The 17,521-nt window shown below is 60.1% G+C and carries 14 protein-coding genes; 8 read left to right on the plus strand and 6 right to left on the minus strand.

All coding sequences use genetic code 11. From position 1 onward, the window contains the following. Nucleotides 1-30: 30 nt before the first annotated feature. Genes AC3ISR_RS14000 through AC3ISR_RS14015 form a run of 4 tightly spaced genes read right to left on the minus strand, consistent with a single transcriptional unit; the run spans nt 31 to nt 6,142 of the window. A complete protein-coding gene (locus AC3ISR_RS14000) occupies nt 31-1,224 on the minus strand; it encodes a hybrid sensor histidine kinase/response regulator (RefSeq protein ID WP_192300046.1) in 1,194 nt (397 codons plus the stop codon). Next, entirely contained in the window at nt 1,218-1,817 is a 600-nt protein-coding gene (locus tag AC3ISR_RS14005) for a chemotaxis protein CheB (protein ID WP_192300045.1), read from the minus strand. Before AC3ISR_RS14005 ends, AC3ISR_RS14000 begins: the two co-directional genes overlap by 7 nt. Next, the gene (locus tag AC3ISR_RS14010; protein WP_370694898.1) at nt 1,814-2,644 is read right to left on the minus strand and encodes a CheR family methyltransferase; all 831 of its coding nucleotides are present in this window, start codon (nt 2,642-2,644) and stop codon (nt 1,814-1,816) included. Before AC3ISR_RS14010 ends, AC3ISR_RS14005 begins: the two co-directional genes overlap by 4 nt. Further along, a complete protein-coding gene (locus AC3ISR_RS14015; RefSeq protein ID WP_463983752.1) occupies nt 2,645-6,142 on the minus strand; it encodes a response regulator in 3,498 nt (1,165 codons plus the stop codon). It abuts the gene before it with no gap. 243 nt (nt 6,143-6,385) lie between these two features. Between AC3ISR_RS14015 and AC3ISR_RS14020 the strand changes: the two genes are divergently transcribed. From AC3ISR_RS14020 to AC3ISR_RS14045, 6 genes are all read left to right on the plus strand, one after another. Then, entirely contained in the window at nt 6,386-7,360 is a 975-nt protein-coding gene (locus AC3ISR_RS14020) for a hypothetical protein (RefSeq protein ID WP_489324255.1), read from the plus strand. After that, on the plus strand, nt 7,278-9,728 hold the full coding sequence (locus AC3ISR_RS14025) for a hypothetical protein (protein WP_489324256.1): 2,451 nt from the start codon (nt 7,278-7,280) through the stop codon (nt 9,726-9,728). Before AC3ISR_RS14020 ends, AC3ISR_RS14025 begins: the two co-directional genes overlap by 83 nt. A gap of 136 nt (nt 9,729-9,864) precedes the next feature. Then, nucleotides 9,865-10,230 carry a response regulator gene (locus AC3ISR_RS14030; RefSeq protein WP_192300042.1) on the plus strand — a complete coding sequence of 122 codons (366 nt, stop codon included), beginning with the start codon at nt 9,865-9,867 and terminating at the stop codon, nt 10,228-10,230. Nucleotides 10,231-10,377: 147 nt separating this feature from the next. After that, the gene (locus tag AC3ISR_RS14035; protein ID WP_463983754.1) at nt 10,378-11,778 is read left to right on the plus strand and encodes a DUF1254 domain-containing protein; all 1,401 of its coding nucleotides are present in this window, start codon (nt 10,378-10,380) and stop codon (nt 11,776-11,778) included. Between the two features lie 30 nt (nt 11,779-11,808). After that, nucleotides 11,809-13,359 carry a J domain-containing protein gene (locus AC3ISR_RS14040; RefSeq protein WP_463983755.1) on the plus strand — a complete coding sequence of 517 codons (1,551 nt, stop codon included), beginning with the start codon at nt 11,809-11,811 and terminating at the stop codon, nt 13,357-13,359. Beyond that, entirely contained in the window at nt 13,356-14,366 is a 1,011-nt protein-coding gene (locus tag AC3ISR_RS14045; RefSeq protein ID WP_463983756.1) for a DUF3829 domain-containing protein, read from the plus strand. The genes AC3ISR_RS14040 and AC3ISR_RS14045 overlap by 4 nt, the downstream gene beginning before the upstream one ends. On the opposite strand, the gene AC3ISR_RS14050 is transcribed toward AC3ISR_RS14045, so the two are convergent. Both AC3ISR_RS14050 and AC3ISR_RS14055 read right to left on the minus strand, forming a co-directional pair. Beyond that, nucleotides 14,363-15,034, minus strand: coding sequence for a DUF3313 domain-containing protein (locus AC3ISR_RS14050; protein WP_192300038.1), 672 nt, complete (start codon nt 15,032-15,034; stop codon nt 14,363-14,365). The two genes, AC3ISR_RS14045 and AC3ISR_RS14050, sit on opposite strands and share 4 nt — an antisense overlap. Nucleotides 15,035-15,106: 72 nt before the next feature. Continuing rightward, the gene (locus AC3ISR_RS14055; protein ID WP_463983757.1) at nt 15,107-15,601 is read right to left on the minus strand and encodes a hypothetical protein; all 495 of its coding nucleotides are present in this window, start codon (nt 15,599-15,601) and stop codon (nt 15,107-15,109) included. Between the two features lie 261 nt (nt 15,602-15,862). On the opposite strand from AC3ISR_RS14055, the gene ccoN reads away from it, so the two are divergent. Both ccoN and AC3ISR_RS14065 read left to right on the plus strand, forming a co-directional pair. Continuing rightward, nucleotides 15,863-17,290 carry a cytochrome-c oxidase, cbb3-type subunit I gene (ccoN, locus tag AC3ISR_RS14060; protein ID WP_192300036.1) on the plus strand — a complete coding sequence of 476 codons (1,428 nt, stop codon included), beginning with the start codon at nt 15,863-15,865 and terminating at the stop codon, nt 17,288-17,290. Further along, nucleotides 17,290-17,499 (plus strand): cbb3-type cytochrome c oxidase subunit 3, encoded by a 210-nt coding sequence (locus AC3ISR_RS14065; protein ID WP_192300035.1) that lies wholly within the window; start codon nt 17,290-17,292, stop codon nt 17,497-17,499. Before ccoN ends, AC3ISR_RS14065 begins: the two co-directional genes overlap by 1 nt. Nucleotides 17,500-17,521: the final 22 nt, after the last annotated feature.

A 17,521-nucleotide genomic window follows, 5' to 3' on the forward strand; every position in this document is an offset into this window, starting at 1 on the left:
CAGAAGGTTGCGTCGAGGTGACGATTGATTTCATGCCGACGCCTCGAGGGGCAGGCACACCCGGAACAGGGCGCCCTCGCCTATCTGGCTCTCGACCTCGATGGTGCCGCCATGGGCCGCAACGATCTGCTCGGAAATAAACAAGCCCAGGCCCAGGCCCGCCGCGACATGGCTGGCCGAGACGCGCTCGAATTGCTGGAAAATCCGCTTCTGGTTGTCGGCACTGATGCCGATGCCTCGGTCACGTACTTCCACCCGCGCTTCGCCGTGCTCGCTGTACACGCGCACATCCACCGGGCTTTTAGCCCCGTAGCGCAACGCGTTGGTCAGCAGGTTGGTGACCACCTGCTCGATGCGGAACTCATCCCACAGGCCCTCGACCGGCGCCTCGGCGACCAGGTGCATCGAGGAGTTGGCCGCCGCCACTTGTGGGGCGAAGTTCTCGACCAGATTGCGCACCAGTTGCGTCAGGTCAAACCGTGCCGGGCGGATCGACAGCTTGCCGGTGCGGATACGCGACACGTCGAGCATGTCTTCGATCAGGCGGATCAAGCTCTGGATCTGGCGCTCATCGCGGTCGACCATGGCGTGCATCTTGTCCAGGGTGAACGCCGCTGCGTTGTCCCGGGCCAGGTGCATCTTGCGCAGCTGGGTTTCGAGGATCAGCCCGTTGAGAGGCGTGCGCACTTCGTGGGCGACAATCGACATGAAGTCGTCACGCATGCGCACGGCCTGCTCCAGCTCGGCCTGGGTGGCCTGCAAGCGCGTCAGCAGCAGCTCCTGCTCACGGCGGCTGCGTTCCAGGGCTTCGACCTGCTGCTTCATCGCCTTGCTCTGGCGATACAGGTCGACGAACACATTGACCTTGCTCTTGACCGCGTGAATATCCAGCGGCTTGTGCAGGAAGTCGACGGCCCCGCTTTCATAGCCCTTGAACGCGTAGTTCAGCTCACGCCCGGCAGCGCTGACAAACACGATAGGGATGTTTTTGGTCTTTTCGGTGCCGCGCATCAACTCGGCGAGCTCGAAGCCGTTCATGCCGGGCATCTGGACATCGAGGATCGCCATGGCGAACTCGTGTTCCAGCAACAGCGACAAGGCCTCGTCGGCGCTCAATGCCTTGTAGACCTGGCGATCCTCGCGCTTGATCAGCGCTTCAAGGGCCAGCAGGTTTTCCGGCAGATCGTCGACGATCAGCAATTTGGCCTGGACAGTACTTAACATGGGGAATATTCCAGGGAAGCCAGCAATGAACCGATGCGGCTCAAAGTAAGAATGTGGTCAGGTGCGTGCAGCGCCAGGGCCGCCAGGGGCATCACGGCAATGCGTGCCTCCTTGGGGTCTTGCACGATGGTGGTACCACCCGATTGCTTGACGTGGGCCAGGCCGCGCGCGCCATCCTGGTTGGCGCCGGTCAGCAGGATCGCCAGCAGGCCGGCGCCATAGGCATCGGCGGCCGAGGCGAACAGGTAGTCGATGGCCGGGCGGGAATGATGCACGCGGTCTTCCTGGCTCAGGGACAGGCTGCGGTCGTTTTCTACCGACAGGTGATAACCAGGCCCGGCAAAAAACAACGTACCGGCCTCGATCAATTCCTTGTCCCGTGCTTCGCGCACCGGGATGCGCAGGCGTCGGGCAAAGACCTCGGCCAACTGGCTGCGGCGCTCGTCCGGCAGGTGCAGTACGGCAATGATCGGCAAGCCAAAGCCTGCGGGCAGCTCAGCAAAAATACCCAGCAACGCCTCGACGCCGCCGGCGGAGGCGCCGACAACGATGGCTTCAATCCCGTGAATCGGGTTGGCTGCAGCGTCGTTCATGATTTTCGGTAGATCCGTTCTTGCTTGACCAGCGGTTCGAATTGCTTGCTGTAGGCGGAGAAATCCAGGGTTTCCTTGCTGCCCAGCACCAGGAAGCCGCGATGGCACAGCGACTCATGGAATAATCCAAACGCACGATCCTGCAATTTTTTATTGAAATAAATCAATACGTTACGACACGAAATTAATTGAGTTTCCGAGAATACGCTATCGGTTGCCAAGCTGTGGTCGGCGAAGGTCACGTTCTCGCGCAATGTCTTGTCGAAGATCGCGTAATCGTAAGCCGCGGTGTAGTAGTCGGCAAATGAACGTTGCCCACCGGCCTGCTGATAATTGGCGGTGTAGGCCCGCACGTTTTCCAGGGAGAAGATCCCCTGCTTGGCTTTGTCCAGGGACGCCGGGTTGATGTCCGTGGCGTAGATGATCGTGCGTTCGAGCAAACCCTCCTCGCGCAGCAGGATGGCCATGGAGTACACCTCCTCCCCCGTGCTGCAGCCGGCGATCCAGATCTTGATCGACGGGTAGGTCTTGAGCAGCGGCACGACTTCCTGGCGGATCGCCAGAAAGTGCGAGGGGTCGCGAAACATCTCGCTCACCGGGATCGTCAGGAATTGCAGCAACTGCATGAACGCGGCCGGGTCGTGCAGCACTCGCTCCTGCAAGGCGGAGATCGTCGCGCAATCGAACTGACGCAGGGCGTGGGCCACACGGCGTTTTACCGACGCACCGGAGTAGTCGCGAAAGTCGTAGCTGTACTTGAGGTAAATCGCCTCGATCAGCAGGCGCAGCTCAATATCGCTGCTTTTTTCCAAAAAACTTCGCTCCACTTAAATGCGTTCCATCTTCGGTAGCCAGACGCGGATCAATGAGAACAGGCGGTCCAGATCAATCGGCTTGGCCAGGTAGTCATTGGAACCCGCCGCGAGGCAACGCTCCTGATCGTCCTTCATGGCCTTGGCCGTTACGGCAATGATCGGCAGCTTTTTCCAGCGCGGGTCCTGGCGGATCAAGGCCGTGGCCTCGTAACCGTCCATCTCCGGCATCATCACGTCCATCAGCACCAGGTCGATGTCCTCGACTTCATTGAGTTTGTCGATGGCTTCGTAGCCGTTACGCCCGATCACCACCACCGCGCCTTTGTGCTCCAGGGCGCTGGTCAGGGCGAAGATATTGCGCACATCGTCATCCACCAGCAGGATTTTGCGCCCCTCGAAGACCTTGTCGCGACTGCGGGCGGTCTTGAGCATCTTCTGGCGGTCATGGGACAACTGGGATTCGACTTTGTGCAGAAAGAGTGTGACTTCGTCGAGCAGGCGTTCCGGCGAGCGGGCGCCCTTGATGATGATCGAGCGCGAATACTTGCGCAGTTCGGCCTCTTCATCGCGGGTCAGGTTGCGCCCGGTATAGACAATGACCGGCGGGAACGAGCAGATGTCCTCGGTGGCCATGCGCTTGAGCAGTTCGTTGCCAAGCATGTCCGGCAGCTTGAGGTCAATGATCATGCAGTCGTAGACGTTGGTGCGCAGCAGGTCGAGGGCGGCCTGGGCGAAGCCGACGTCGGTGATCTCGATGTCATCGTCGCCGATCAGGCGGGCAATGCTGTCACGTTGCAGGTCATCGTCCTCCACCAGCAGCACGCGCTTGACCTTCTGGGTCAACTTGGCTTCCAGGCGCGCAAACACGTCCTTGAGCTCTTCGCGGGTGGTGGGTTTGACCGCGTAGCCGATGGCCCCCATGTGCATGGCGGCTTCGACGCGGTCTTCCACGGAAATCACGTGCACCGGGATGTGGCGTGTGTTGGCGTGTTCCTTGAGGCGTTGCAGCACGGTGAGCCCGGAATGGTCCGGCAGGCGCATGTCCAGCAGGATTGCGTCAGGCAGATACTCTTCGGCGAGGTTGTAGCCCTCGTCCGCACCATGGGCCACCAGGCACTGATAACCGAGCTCGTGGGCCAGATCGAACAGGATGCGCGCAAAGTTCGGCTCGTCTTCCACCACCAGGATGCAGCGTGTAGCGAACGGCGCTTTGTCACGGTCGTCGGCGAAGCGTGGGATCAATGTGGCATCGGCCACCGGCAGCGGCGAGACCTTCACCGGCGCCGGTGCCGGCACTACCACCACTTGGCGCGGAGCTTCGATGGGGGCGGCGTCTTCCCCGCGCTCCACATATTGCTCCGGCAGCACCAGGGTGAACACGCTGCCCTCGCCCGGCACGCTGGTGACGCTGATGTAGCCACCGAGCAGGTTCGCCAGGTCGCGGGAAATCGACAGGCCCAGCCCGGTGCCGCCGTAACGGCGGTTGGTGGTGCCGTCGGCCTGGCGGAAGGCTTCGAAGATGCTTTCCTGTTGGTCCGGCGCAATCCCGATCCCCGAATCGCGCACGGTAAAGGCGATGCCCTCCCCTGACGCGCCGGACACCGACAGGCTCACCTCGCCCTGTTCGGTGAACTTGACCGCGTTGGATAGCAGGTTCTTGAGGATCTGTTCCAGACGCTGGCGGTCGGTGAACAGCATCGCGGGGGCATCGTCCTGTATATCGACCTGGAAGCCCAGCTTGCGGTCCGCCGCCAGGGGCTCGAACATGCCGCGCAGGCCGTCGACCAGGCGGGCGACGCTGGAAGTCTCCGGACGCACTTCCAGTTTGCCGGCCTCGACCTTGGAAATATCAAGGATGTCGTTGATCAGGTTGAGCAGGTCATTGCCGGCGGAATAGATCGATTCGGCGAACTTGACCTGCTCGGCGCTGAGGTTTTCCTGCGGGTTTTCCGCGAGCAGTTTGGCCAGGATCAACGAGCTGTTCAGCGGTGTGCGCAGCTCGTGGGACATATTGGCGAGGAATTCGGACTTGTACTTGCTCGAGCGCGTCAACTCGTCGGCGCGGTCTTCCAGTTCGAGTTGGGCCTGGCTCAACTCGGCGTTCTTGCGATCCAACGCATCGCGCTGGTCTGCAAGCACCTGGGTCTGCTCGGCCAGTTGCTCGTTGGTCTGTTCCAGCTCGGCCTGCTGGATTTCCAGGTGGGTCTGGGACTCCTTGAGGATGCGCGACTGTTCTTCGAGCTCTTCGTTGGCGGTCTTGAGCTCTTCCTGCTGCACTTGCAGCTCTTCGTTGAGCTGCTGGGTCTCGGCCAGCACTTCCTGCAAACGTTGGCGATAACGTGCGGCTTCGATGGACGTACCGATGTTGCCGGCGATCAGTTCCAGCAGCTCGACGTCACGTTCTTCCAGCGGGCGCAGGAAACCCAGCTCGACCACGCCATTGACACGGTCGTCGTCGCTGGTGGGCATGACCAGAACGCTACGGGTCGGGCCTTCGCCCAGGCCGGAGCTGACCTTGAAGTAATCCACCGGCACATCGTCCAAGCGAATCAGGCGATCAAGCTGGGCGGCTTGCCCAACGATGCCTTCGTCGCTGTAGATCGCCTGTTCCAGTTGCTCCTGCTCGCGGGAAAAACCATAGGTGGCCACACGCCTGAGGCCGCCGTGTTCTTCGCGGACATACAGCGCGGCGACAACCGAGCCCATGTACTGGGCAAAAAATTGCAGGATATTGCGGCCCAGCATGTTCAGCGTCAGTTGGCCGAGCACTTGCTCTGCCAGCTCGGTCTGGCCGTTACGCAGCCACGCTTGCTGCTCCAGACGCCGTGCGATCTTCTGTTGAGACGCGAGGTTTGCGGCATAACTGGTTGACAAGGATAGTAAATTCTTCCTGCCAACGTAGGCTAGAAACCCGCTCAAGCCGAGTACGAACGCCAGGTACAGCGTGACGCTGATCACCGTGGCGCGGGTGACTTGTTCGTTGCGCGAGAGCCGGAACTGCTGCTCCATTGCCACCGCGTCGTCGTATTCCTTGCGGATTTCATCGGTCAGGCGCTTGCCCCGACCGGCCTTGACCGCGCTGCGGTAGTCACCGGAGTGGCGCTGCATATCAATCATCGATTGAGCGTAATTGTTCCACTCGTTTTGCAGGGCTTCGAGGCGCTTGAGGCGGTCGAGTTGCTGCGGGTTGTCCGCCACCAGCTCCTGCAAGTTGCGCAAGTCGGCAATGATGCGCGGCTTGGCGACCTCATAAGGGTCGAGGAAATGCTCCTCACCCGTGATCAAGAAACCGCGCATGCCGGTTTCCAGGTCAACTGTGAGTTTTGACGATTCATTGAGGTTGTTGATCACCCGATCGGTGTGTTCAACCCACTGGATTACCGACAACAGATAGGTAATCAAGCACACGAAAAACACCGCACTAAGCACGCCCACACCCAATGGCAGTGCCACATTTCGGCTCAGGAGAGTACGGAAGCTCTTTTCATCGACAGACGTCGCGGGAGTCATAGGCATGCCTTGGCCGAGTGGGGGAAAAACCGGGAGTTTGCCCCAAAGGTGGGCCAGAGGCCATGTTTGCCCGTCGTTTTTACTCGAATGCCTTACCACGCGCTTACGGGGAGCCACACAGTCTTAAACGAAATTTCGCTCCTCTTGCAGGAACGCTCACCTCATTTCGGGCAACCCATGGCATGCCGACACGATAAAAGTGTGCCTTGCCGGCACCTCTCCTCCCTTCGCAGGTACGCCCAAATGTTAACAGGCATGCTCCCGTACGGAATTTCCAGCGCTTACGAGCGTTTCCATTCCGCGCCCGTCACCGTGACCGAAGGGCAAGATCCCCCGGACGCCGACGCGTTGCCCAACGCTCAGCATTCACAACCTGTCACTCCTCCCCCCTTGGTAGCGCTCGCCAATTCGGCGAGGAACACGGTTAACCCCCATCCACTGGGCGACTTGAGTGGCGCTCTGTCCTGGCCAATACCGTTGAGTAACGACGAGCAGGCGCGCCTGACAGCGTTCGCTCAACGTCATACCCATCACCTTGGAACCCAACCATCGGTTGCGAGCACACCGGGGGGGATATTGGAGTTCCTGCGCTATCAGCTACCGCTCTCGCCACAGACCTTGAACAGTCCGGCCAAGCTGCTGGACGCTCTGCTCAACAGCCCAGCAGCCAAATTGATGGGAAAGGCGCTGCGGGAACATATGCAAGGCATTGCAACAGAACGCAGCGATACCGATTACCTGCTCGCCGCCATCAACCTTCAGCTAGACCCGGACCTAGCCACAGCGCTTGACCGGAACACAGTGGCCGGTTTCGACCTGGCGGCCCAAGCGCATATCGGTCAGCCTGCGTCGGTGGTGGTTGAGCGCTTGCAACAGCACCTGGTCGCTCAAGGCCGGTCCAGCCTCGCCACGGCTGGGGCCGATGCCCGTCTGCTACTGGCGAGCCGAGCGCCTGCATTCTTGATCAAAGACATTCCCAGCAACATCACCTACGGCAGCCCGGCCTGGCTCAACCTGGCCGTTGCAGCGACAACCGTTGACGCCCAGACGCCCGGAAAGGTCCCCAACATGACCTTTCTCCAAGTTATGCAAGCAGCCGAATTGGCCGCGCAGTCCAATCCAGCCGTTACCGAAAGTGCACAAAAAAACCGCCCTGTTGGACTGGGGCAGCGCCCACGGCGTGGTAGCCAGGAAAGCCGATCACCTCTACACCCCTGAAGATATGAAGACATTGTTCGATACGTTCAATGCCCGTATTGCGCAGATGCGTGGCGCCACAGAAACCTTGGATAAAGCGTTGCCATCGCGCAGGGAGATGGCACTGGCGGAGCTGAGCAGGCGCTTCCCCGGCAAAGAAGCGTTATTCGAAGTCAAAGCCATCAAGGTGCTGCAACGTTACTTTCCCGATAACGGATCACCTGCGAGAGAAACCGTTATTTTAGCCGGCGAGCACTCGATGCTTGATGTCGCCATGATGAGCCTGAAGGACAAAAACCTGGTTTTTCGCTCGAAGGACAGCCGGCTTCCGATGGCCGAGCTGAACGCCAATAAACGGTTCAGGGTCCTCGACGCGTTTGAAGCCGAACTTGCCAAGGGGATCGAAGACAAGAAAAAAGCCGTCGGCACCAGCATCCAGCACCTGATAGCTCAACTACCTCTGGAAGACCGACAGAACTTCGAATATGGCGAAGTCCGGTTCTTTCAAAACAAGGCCTACCAGTTAGGCACCGGTTTTTCTGATCAAACCCCACTTCCAACCGACAAGGCGCTGATGGTCAGCGTCAAGCACAATGGCAAGACCACCGCGTACTCAATCGACTTTGACAAAGGCAGCATCACCCATGCCTTGCCTTGGCAGGCAGAGGTCCGCGAGAAGCGAGATGGCAGTAGAGTCAGCAAAACCGAAACGTTCGGCGATACCCTCCTGGCCCGCGCAGCGCCAAGGTCGTTGGAGGCTATCCCGGACAGCTTTGCTTCGCCGCGTACCCAGGCGATTGCCGACACGTTTGTCAAACATCTTGACCTTGACAGTCAAGACATCAAAGACCATGCCAAAGGCTCTACCACCGAAGACCTGCGCAATAGGCAGATTGCCAGCATCGTCGATGTCATGCTGGACGTGATCCCCTTTCGCTCGGCTATTGTCAACTTTCAAAAGGGCAATTTCGGCGATAGTGCGTTTGATCTGGCCTTGGATATTTTCGGTTTTCTCACCGCTGGTGCAGGCACAGTCGGCAAGGCCGTCAAGATTGGCAATTCGACACTCTCTACGGCGACCAAAGCCTACAAGGTCAGCAAAGTCATCGGTGCGGCCGCAATCAGCACGTTGAACCCCCTCAGTGGCGCGGGTGACTTGGCGCTGGGCACCGCCCGGCTCGCCAGCAACGGTCTCAAGCGAATTGGCGCCAGAATGCTGCAAGGCATCAATGAGCTGCGGGGGGCAACCGGTAGCTATGACGTGCTCAAAGCCGCCAGCAAACAGCACACCTTGGCGGCATATGGCACCCTCCCTGTCGACGGCCAAAGCGTAGCAAGCGGCGCCGTGCTCAAGGATGGCAAGTGGCATGCCTTTGATGTCGACAAGATGCAGCCTTATGGGGGGGCCTTGCAGGGCTTTGTGCCGACTGCCGTTGCGCAGGACGGTGCAGTCAAGGCGCTTGATAAGCATCTGCTCAATTGGTTGGCCACGGTGGTTGCCCCGAACCCACCCACCCAGGATCTTCCATTGGTATTTCAGAGGGTCGTCAGCCAGGCGAAGGCGATCGATGAGGTGTCTTATTTGCGTGGATACACTTCAGGCAGGCCGGACGACATCCCAGGGTATTTTCCATCCATGAACCTGGAGCAACTCAAAGAGTTGGCTGTCGACAAGCATCGAACGCCTGAGCAGGTGGGAACTTTGTACAGGGCCTTAGAAAAGAAACGCATCGAAATCAGCCTTAGTAACTCGAAGATATTCAGTGACGAAATGCGCGCGGCGGGTGGAACGTTGACCCCCATGCCCCAAGGCTTTTATTTGAGCCAGGCAGACGTCCTCTCCGAGGGCGAATGCGCCGTGCTCGCCAATGCCATGGCGCTGGCGATTGAAAATAACAAGTCAGATACATTGATCGGGAATTTCTTTACCTCGATTGCCGATCTGGACAATCCCAAATCGATCAAATTTCGCCAGGACCTGACCCGTTTCCAAGGCATCCTGGAAAACCGCGTTCATGGTCTGCAAACACCCACGCAGGCTGGCCATCAGACGATCATTGACGATTTGGCCAACGCAGCGGCACCGACAAAGCTGCTGATTCGCGACCGTGGCCATGTAGTACTGGCCGGGATGAGTATGCAGAACAACACAAAGCAATGGTTTTACTACGACCCCAACTTCGGCCTGGTCAAGTTCCCGACTGAAGAGGCAATGAGGAAGGGCCTGGAAAGCGCGCTGAGCAGCGGCCGCTCGAATGTGCTGATGCAGCCTTATGGCGCAGACAGAGCCCGCCCTGAGTACAAATATGCCGAGTTCAACGAGTTGGAGTTGATGCAGAGTACGGGCAGTATCACCAGCCTGCATGGCTTGTTTAGCACGGCGATATGACGGGCGGGACATTCGTTGGGGATACCGGCACAATGCCGTGCCTGTTTCGGGAACTTGCCGGGCTTGATACGACTCACTAGAGAATCGTCTGTCAACTGACCAAGACCGGCACCTTCACTTTTCAGGAATTTTCACTATGCCCCCGCTCGCCTCCACCATCCTTGTAGTCGAAGATGACGCCATCGTGCGCATGCTGATCGTCGACGTGCTCGAAGAACTGGAGTTCAGTGTGCTTGAGGCCGCGGATGCCGAAGAAGCGCTGGCGTTGGTCAACAATCTGGATCAACCGATCGACCTGATGATGACCGACGTCGGCCTGCCAGACATGGACGGCAAGCAACTGGCGGCCAAGGTACGTGAGCTACGCCCCGCGCTGCCGATCCTGTTTGCCAGCGGCTATGCGGAAAACATTGATGTACCCCCTGGCATGCAGGTGATCGGCAAGCCGTTCTCCATCGACCAGTTACGTGACAAGGTCCAGTCGATCCTGCGCACCGCCTGACACCAACGCCGTACCAATGCCGCCTGCCCGGGCGGCATTTTTGCATGGGCCGGTCAGGGATTAACGTGACGTTGGGCCAATAAAATTGGAAACTCGGCGCTCTGATTCCCCGCCCTCTAAATAAGCTCTCTGGAAGGACGCAACAACATGATTGGAAAACCGACGCGCCTGCTGTTGGCGAGCCTCTCGATACTCATGAGTACCGGCGCCCTGGCCGACTTCACCGCCAGCCCCGCCGAAGCCCGCGCCATTGCCAAGGAAGCCTATCTGTACGGCTACCCGGTGGTGGCGATGTACAAGACGCTCTACACCCAGGCCGTTGATAAAGGCGGTGCCAACTTCAAGGCGCCGTTCAATCGCATCGCCAATTCCGCCCAGGTGCTCACCCCCAAGGACTCCGCCGTCGCCTCCCCCAACGTGGACACGCCCTACTCCTTCGTCTGGATGGACCTGCGCAAGGAACCCCAGGTACTGACCCTGCCCAAGATCGACGACAACCGTTACTACTCGGTGCAGTTGATCGACCTGTATACGCAGAACTTCGCCTACCTGGGTACCCGCAGCACAGGCAACAATGGCGGCCACTACATGGTCGCAGGCCCAGGCTGGAAAGGTCAGCAGCCGGTGGACATCGACCGCGTGCTCTACAGCGAAAGCAACATTGCCTACGCCCTGTACCGCACGCAGCTGTTCGATGAAAAAGACCTGGGCAAGGTCAAGCAGATCCAGGGCGGCTACAAAGTGCAGCCCCTGAGTAGCTACGTGAAACAGCCGGCCCCGGCCGCCGCGCCCAGGATCGAATGGCCCAAGCCCATGGCCACCATGACCGAAGGCCCGCAGCTGTTCCGCTACCTGAACTTCATGCTGGCGTTTGCTGCGCCCCAGGACAGCGAAAAAGACCTGTTGGCCCGCTTCGCCAAGATCGGCATCGCCGCAGGTGCGCCATTCAAGGTCAACCAGTTGAGCGCAGAACAGCGTAAAGCCCTTGAGGACGGAATCAGCGATGCCCGGGCCGAGTTCGCCGCCTTCAAGAAGGACAAGCTCGACACCAACCAGGTGACCAGGGCCGATCTCTACGGTAGCCGCGACCGCCTCAAGAACAATTACCTCTACCGCTACGCCGGCGCCGACCAAGGGCTTTTCGGCAGTTCCAGCGATGAAATCGCGCACCTGAAGTACGTCCTCGACAGTGACGGCAAACCGGCCAACGGCGCGCGCCACAGCTACACCGTACACTTCGCCAAGGACCAACTGCCGCCGACCGATGCGTTCTGGTCGCTGACCATGTACGACGCCAAGACCAAGCAGCTGGTGCCCAACCACAAGAAACGCTACGTGATCAATTCACGCATGTTGGCAGACCTCAAGCCTGACGCCGATGGCGGCCTGACGCTGGCGTTGCAGCATCACGAGCCGCCGAAAGCCGAGCAAAGCAACTGGCTGCCCGCCCCGACCGGGCCGTTCTACGCAGTGCTGCGCATCTATCTGCCCAAGCCTGAAGTAGGGAGCGGCCAGTGGAAACTGCCGCCGCTGACACCGCTCAAGTAACACCCTGCTGTTTATGGAGTTGTACTGCATATGACTTGCTGGAATGTCCTCGGCCTCACCCCGGACGCCGATAGCCGCGCAATCAAGCGTCAATACGCGGCGTTACTGAAAAAGACCCGTCCGGATGACGACCCCGAGGGCTTCCAGCGCTTGCGCGAAGCCTATGAAGCGGCGTTGGCGTGGAGTGCGCAAGCGTGCGACGAGGCCCCCGAGGTGCTGGTCGAGGAAACGGGCACCAGTCTCGACCAGCGCTATCAAGCCGCGATGGCCGACGGCACGCTGCTGCTCTTCGAGATTCACCTGTTGCAACGCAGTGTCGACGGCGAACTCGACGCCGCCGACACCCGGTGGGCGTTCGAAACGTTCAATTGGATGACGGCCTGGCAGCGCCTGGAACTGCCCGTTGCATTGATGCAAACCCTGGAATACCAACAACGCACCGCATTGCAAAAACCTCTGTACGAAGCCCTTGAGCAACAACACGACGAGGCATTCCTCGCCGCCTATGCCGCACGGAACGAGCGCACGTGGGTGAGCAAATACCCCCACGCCGACTGGTTCAATGAATGGCTGGCCAGGCTGCTGGCAAACAACCGTTATTGGTCAAGCGCGGTGTTTGACGCGGTCTGCGTCGGCCAGGGCTGGCACGGTGGCGCGGACCACAGCTGCCCTGCCGATGAGTGGGCGTTGCTGCTGCGCCGCCAGCAGGCACCGCTGTTCCTGGCCCAGCAGCGTGCACTGGCCGAACAGCCGCCCTACAGCCCTCAGCAACGCGCCGCCCGCTTGCTGTTGGCGCCGATGACACTCGGTCAGCGTCGCGCATTTGCCCAGCGCTTGGATGAAGACGACTGGCAGGCTTGTCAGGCACTCAGCGCGGACATCTACGCCGAACATGTCGCTGTGGCCGAAGCGATGCCCGGTGGCACCGTGTATTTCTGGCAAGGTTGGGACAAGGGCCTGGACACCTGGCCATGGTTGGTGGCGCTGCTGTTGGCGTGTGTGGTCGGTACCTTCGGGCAGGCTGACACCTTGCACGGCAACGTCGTCCCGACTGTCGGCCAAGGGCTGCTGTGGTCGCTGGCCTTTGCAATAGGCGCAGGTGTGGCATGGCAAGTCTGGCGGCCGCTGGCGCATCAATATCGCTTGCAGGACGAGCGCCTGAGCCAGCGCCTGCCGCGCTGGCTCAGCCCCACTCACCTGCCCTTGCTGCCGCTTCGTGATCTGCTGCCCGGTGGGGTGCTCGTCGCCGTCCTCGGTTACTGGTTCGGCCCCCTCGCCAGCCTGACCCTGGTGCTGGCACTGGCGCTGATCGGCGCAGTCAAGCGACCGCTCATGAACCAACACACGCCGTGGTCCGTGCGCAACCCGCGCAGGACCAACCTCGCTATTGCGCTGTGCGTCGTCGGCGGCATCGCGCTGTACGGCGGCTTGAAGATGCTCGACAACCACTACCTGGTCACCCGCAATCAAGGCCTGCAACAGTGGACCGAGCGTTTGTGCAGCCGCATGCCGCGCACCGCCGAACACTGCCAGGCGCCTGCGACGCAGGAGCAGTGGTATGGCCAGGAGGCCGCACAATGAATTCCAATTGGTTTATTGCCCTTGGCATTGCGCTGGTCATGGGGCTGTTTGGCCTCGCCGGTGCCGCCAAGCAAGTGCAACTGGTCGGGTTGTGGTGGGACCAACGCGATGGCGCCGACACGGCAATGGCCAGCGCGCTGGCACCGCTCATCGACTGCGTCAACCGCGTCGACCGCGATACGCGGCTGGTGTACTACCGCCGCGCCAACCCGAACCTCAGCGATGGGCAGTCAACACTGCACCCCGCCGGCTATCCGCACAACCGCAACGAATTCGGCGATACCACCGAGCCCGACGCGCGGACGATCCAGAAAGATGCCTGCGGTGAAAACATCACGCTCAAACTCAAGAGCCAGCAACCCGGGAGCCGCTTGATTGGCGTAGCCGAGCGGTTCGTGCCGAGCCTGAATGCCATCACCGGGTTGATCTACGCGTCCAAGTCGTCCCAGCCACAGTCGGCGGCCTACGAACGATTGTTCAACGACAACATGTTGGCGCTGCTCAGGGAGAACATGCTCAAAGAAGGCGCGGCCTACACGTCGATCTCCGCCGAGCTGCGCCGCGCGCTGGAACGCGAGGAACAGCGCTTGCGACCCGCGCAACTGACCCTGCTAAAAGCTCGTTTCGGCGAGGACCTGCACTGGCACGTGCTCAATTACATGATCACGGCGCGCCAGGCAATCAACCAGGTCGACCAGGGCATGCGCAACGCCAGCCTCACGCCCCAAGCGCTGGCGACGCTGGCGGCCGCCGTACAAGTGGCTGGCGAGAACACTGAACGCTTCGCCAAGGGTGTCCCGCGCACCGCCCGCGACGAGGACGCGGCCTACCTCTGGTACAGCGTCAAACCGAGCGTCGACGCCTACCTTGAGGCGATGCATGCGTTGCTCAACGATTGGCTTGATCACGCGTCGCCGCAGCAACTGAGCGACGACTATTACGTCGTCGCCCGCCGCTATGACAGCCTGCTCAGCTACTACAATCGCCAGGCGCGCAACACGTTCTAGGGTCTTTTCAGCTTTACATAAGACTGATGCAGATCTGATGCCCAGCCATCGATCACACTCTTGACGTCATCGGCCTTCATTACCTGCGCGTCGTTGGCCAACGGCTTGCCGGTGCCTTTGCGCACCACTTGGGCAAGCACCTTGCCGCTGGCCCCGTCGAGAAACTGTGCCTCAGTGCCCAGCGTGGTTTCCTGGTCACGGATACCCGCGCCGGTACTTACCGCCGCCACGGCCAGCGCCACCGGAATGTACTCGTAAGGCTTGAGCGCTTCGGTCTTGCTGCTGACGGCGGTAATCGCTGCGCGCACCACGACCACCCCGGGGCCTGGGGCCTTGGCCAGCGGCAGGGATTTCTCCAGTTCACGCTTGAGCGCCTGGTTGTAGTAGGCGTTGATGCCATTGAGGGTGCTGTCGGGAATTTTTGCGGTGGCTTGGGGCTTGGGGTAGAACTGGGTCGGCTCGATAAACACCGCGTGGTAGCGGCTCAGGTCGAGCTTGGGATCGACCCAGCGCATCACGTCGGCGCCCGACGGCGACTTGGCCTCCTTGAGCTGGCTGTAGTCGGAAAGAAACCCGGAATATTCATCCGGTTGTGTGATTTTGCTGGCGCAGCCTGCCATTGCGATGGAGGCAACGCACAGCGCGCTGAGCATTAGTCTTGGTTTCATCACGGCACTCCTTGGCGATCATCACTGAGACATCGAGCTGTAGGTATAGCCAACTCTGGAGAAATAGCCGGCTCAGCTGCGTTCACGTGGAATCAGGCCCTGTAACTGCGAGGCCAGGAAATTCGCATCAAAGCCAAAGGTGTCCGGGTCTTTGAGGCCGTTGGTTTTCTTCCATAACCAGTCGTTTTTATCCGCTGGCAACACCAGCGAGACACTGCCGTGACGCGCGGCTGTCAGGCCCATTACCGCCACCGAGATCAAGCCGCCCGCGCCCATGACATCCGGTACAAACTCCACGGTCTTGCCGGTGATCTGCACGTTCAGCTTCTCGGTCTTGAAGGTCGAGGTCTCCACCGGGACGCTCGGGCCGCTCGCGACATAAGCTTCTCGGCGGACTTCAAGCAACCCGACTGCCTTGACCGGCTCCAGCCACTGCTCAATCTGCCCGAACAACTCGCCAAGCTTTTGCGCCCAACGGGCCGACTGCACATCGAATTGCTGTTTTTTGTGCGCTTCGGTGTCGGCGTAATGACGAAGCATCTCGCCCAGTTGCTGTACATCGTCCATTGCGGAACTCCTTGGGTGAGCCAGGTCGCGAGGGCTGATCATGGCAGATGCCGTCACACACCGTACGATTAAAGCCCGGGGCCATTGCGGTGCAGTACGATAAAAGCGCAGGTCCCGCGATAAATAGCGGATCAGCGCCGCCAGTGGCCTTGTTTTCATAGCAAACAAACTGATCCGCATTAATGAGCTTTTACTGAGGCTGTTTTGTTTTTGTCACTCTTCCTACAGTGCCCGCCACTTGGAACCGTGGGAGGACTGAGCATGAGCACAGCAACAATCGGGCAGGCCTATAACTATAAAGTCGTCCGTCAATTCGTCATTGCCACCATCGTCTGGGGTGTTGTCGGCATGGCCATGGGCGTGTGGATCGCTTCGCAGCTGGTCTGGCCGCAAATGAACCTTGATCTGCCCTGGACCACCTTTGGCCGCCTGCGGCCCTTGCACACCAGCCTGGTGATTTTTGGCTTCGCCGGCAGCGCACAGTTTGCCGCCAGCTATTACGCGGTGCAGCGCACTTGCCAGGTGCGGCTGTTTTCCGACCGCTTGGCCGCGTTTACCTTTTGGGGCTGGCAGGCGGTCATCGTGATCATGCTGGTCAGCCTGCCGCTGGGCTACACCACCACCAAGGAGTACGCCGAAATCGAGTTCTCCGGTGCGGTGTGGATGGCGGTGGTGTGGGTAGCCTACGCAGTGGTGTTTTTCACCACCGTGGTACGGCGCAAAACCCGGCATATCTACGTGGGCAACTGGTTTTTCGGCGCGTTTATCCTGGTGATCGCCATGTTGCACGTGGTCAATCACCTGGCGATCCCGGTGGATTGGTTCAAGTCCTACCCGGTGTATTCCGGGGCGACCGATGCGATGGTGCAGTGGTGGTACGGACATAACGCCGTAGGGTTTTTCCTGACGACGGGCTTCCTTGGGATGATGTACTACTTCGTGCCGAAACAAGTCGGGCGGCCGGTGTATTCCTATCGCCTGTCCATCGTGCACTTCTGGGCATTGATCACCCTGTATATCTGGGCAGGGCCCCACCATTTGCACTACACCGCGCTGCCGGACTGGGCGCAGTCACTGGGCATGGCAATGTCGCTGATCCTGCTGGCGCCGAGTTGGGGCGGGATGATCAACGGCATGATGACCTTGTCCGGCGGTTGGCATCAGTTGCGCACCGACCCGATCCTGCGTTTTTTGGTGCTGTCGCTGGCGTTCTACGGCATGTCCACGTTCGAGGGCCCGATGATGGCGATCAAGACCGTCAACGCCCTGTCCCACTACACCGACTGGACCATCGGCCACGTGCACGCCGGCGCCCTCGGCTGGGTGGCGATGATCACGTTCGGCTCGCTGTACCACATGGTCCCCAAGGTGTTCGGCCGCGAACAGATGCACAGTGTGCCGCTGATCAACCTGCACTTCTGGCTGGCGACCATCGGCACGGTGCTGTACATCGCCTCGATGTGGGTCAACGGTATTACCCAGGGCCTGATGTGGCGGGCGGTGAACGATGACGGCACCCTCACCTACTCGTTTGTCGAAGCCTTGCAGGCCAGCCATCCGGGGTTTGTCGTACGTTTCGCCGGTGGCGTGTTTTTCCTGACGGGCATGCTGCTGATGGCCTACAACACCTGGCGGACGGTGCGCAGCGCCGACGTGCGCATGGCCCAGTTAGATGCGCGAATCGCCTGATGTGGGGCTGGTTGCTGTTGATGTGCCTGTATGGCGCCGTGGAGTACTGCTTGCGCGGGCAATCGGAGCAGAGTCTGGATGACGCCAGCCTGCTCCCCTTCGCCGACGATCCCGAGGTGGCACAACGGGTGGAGCAGGCCACCGGCAAACAGGTCAACGCGGTTGCACCGGAACATGCCAAACCGGGCTGGATCAACCTCGACATGTGAAACTGCACCGGCGATTTGGCGG

This window comes from Pseudomonas sp. GL_117, assembly GCF_057835125.1.

Bases quoted from the DNA above. Each gene is read 5' to 3' on its own strand.
- AC3ISR_RS14000 (WP_192300046.1), bottom strand. From the start codon at position 1,224: ATGTTAAGTACTGTCCAGGCCAAATTGCTGATCGTCGACGATCTGCCG.
- AC3ISR_RS14005 (WP_192300045.1), bottom strand. From the start codon at position 1,817: ATGAACGACGCTGCAGCCAACCCGATTCACGGGATTGAAGCCATCGTT.
- AC3ISR_RS14015 (WP_463983752.1), bottom strand. From the start codon at position 6,142: ATGACTCCCGCGACGTCTGTCGATGAAAAGAGCTTCCGTACTCTCCTG.
- AC3ISR_RS14020 (WP_489324255.1), top strand. From the start codon at position 6,386: ATGTTAACAGGCATGCTCCCGTACGGAATTTCCAGCGCTTACGAGCGT.
- AC3ISR_RS14030 (WP_192300042.1), top strand. From the start codon at position 9,865: ATGCCCCCGCTCGCCTCCACCATCCTTGTAGTCGAAGATGACGCCATC.
- AC3ISR_RS14035 (WP_463983754.1), top strand. From the start codon at position 10,378: ATGATTGGAAAACCGACGCGCCTGCTGTTGGCGAGCCTCTCGATACTC.
- AC3ISR_RS14040 (WP_463983755.1), top strand. From the start codon at position 11,809: ATGACTTGCTGGAATGTCCTCGGCCTCACCCCGGACGCCGATAGCCGC.
- AC3ISR_RS14045 (WP_463983756.1), top strand. From the start codon at position 13,356: ATGAATTCCAATTGGTTTATTGCCCTTGGCATTGCGCTGGTCATGGGG.
- AC3ISR_RS14050 (WP_192300038.1), bottom strand. From the start codon at position 15,034: ATGAAACCAAGACTAATGCTCAGCGCGCTGTGCGTTGCCTCCATCGCA.
- AC3ISR_RS14055 (WP_463983757.1), bottom strand. From the start codon at position 15,601: ATGGACGATGTACAGCAACTGGGCGAGATGCTTCGTCATTACGCCGAC.
- ccoN (WP_192300036.1), top strand. From the start codon at position 15,863: ATGAGCACAGCAACAATCGGGCAGGCCTATAACTATAAAGTCGTCCGT.
- AC3ISR_RS14065 (WP_192300035.1), top strand. From the start codon at position 17,290: ATGTGGGGCTGGTTGCTGTTGATGTGCCTGTATGGCGCCGTGGAGTAC.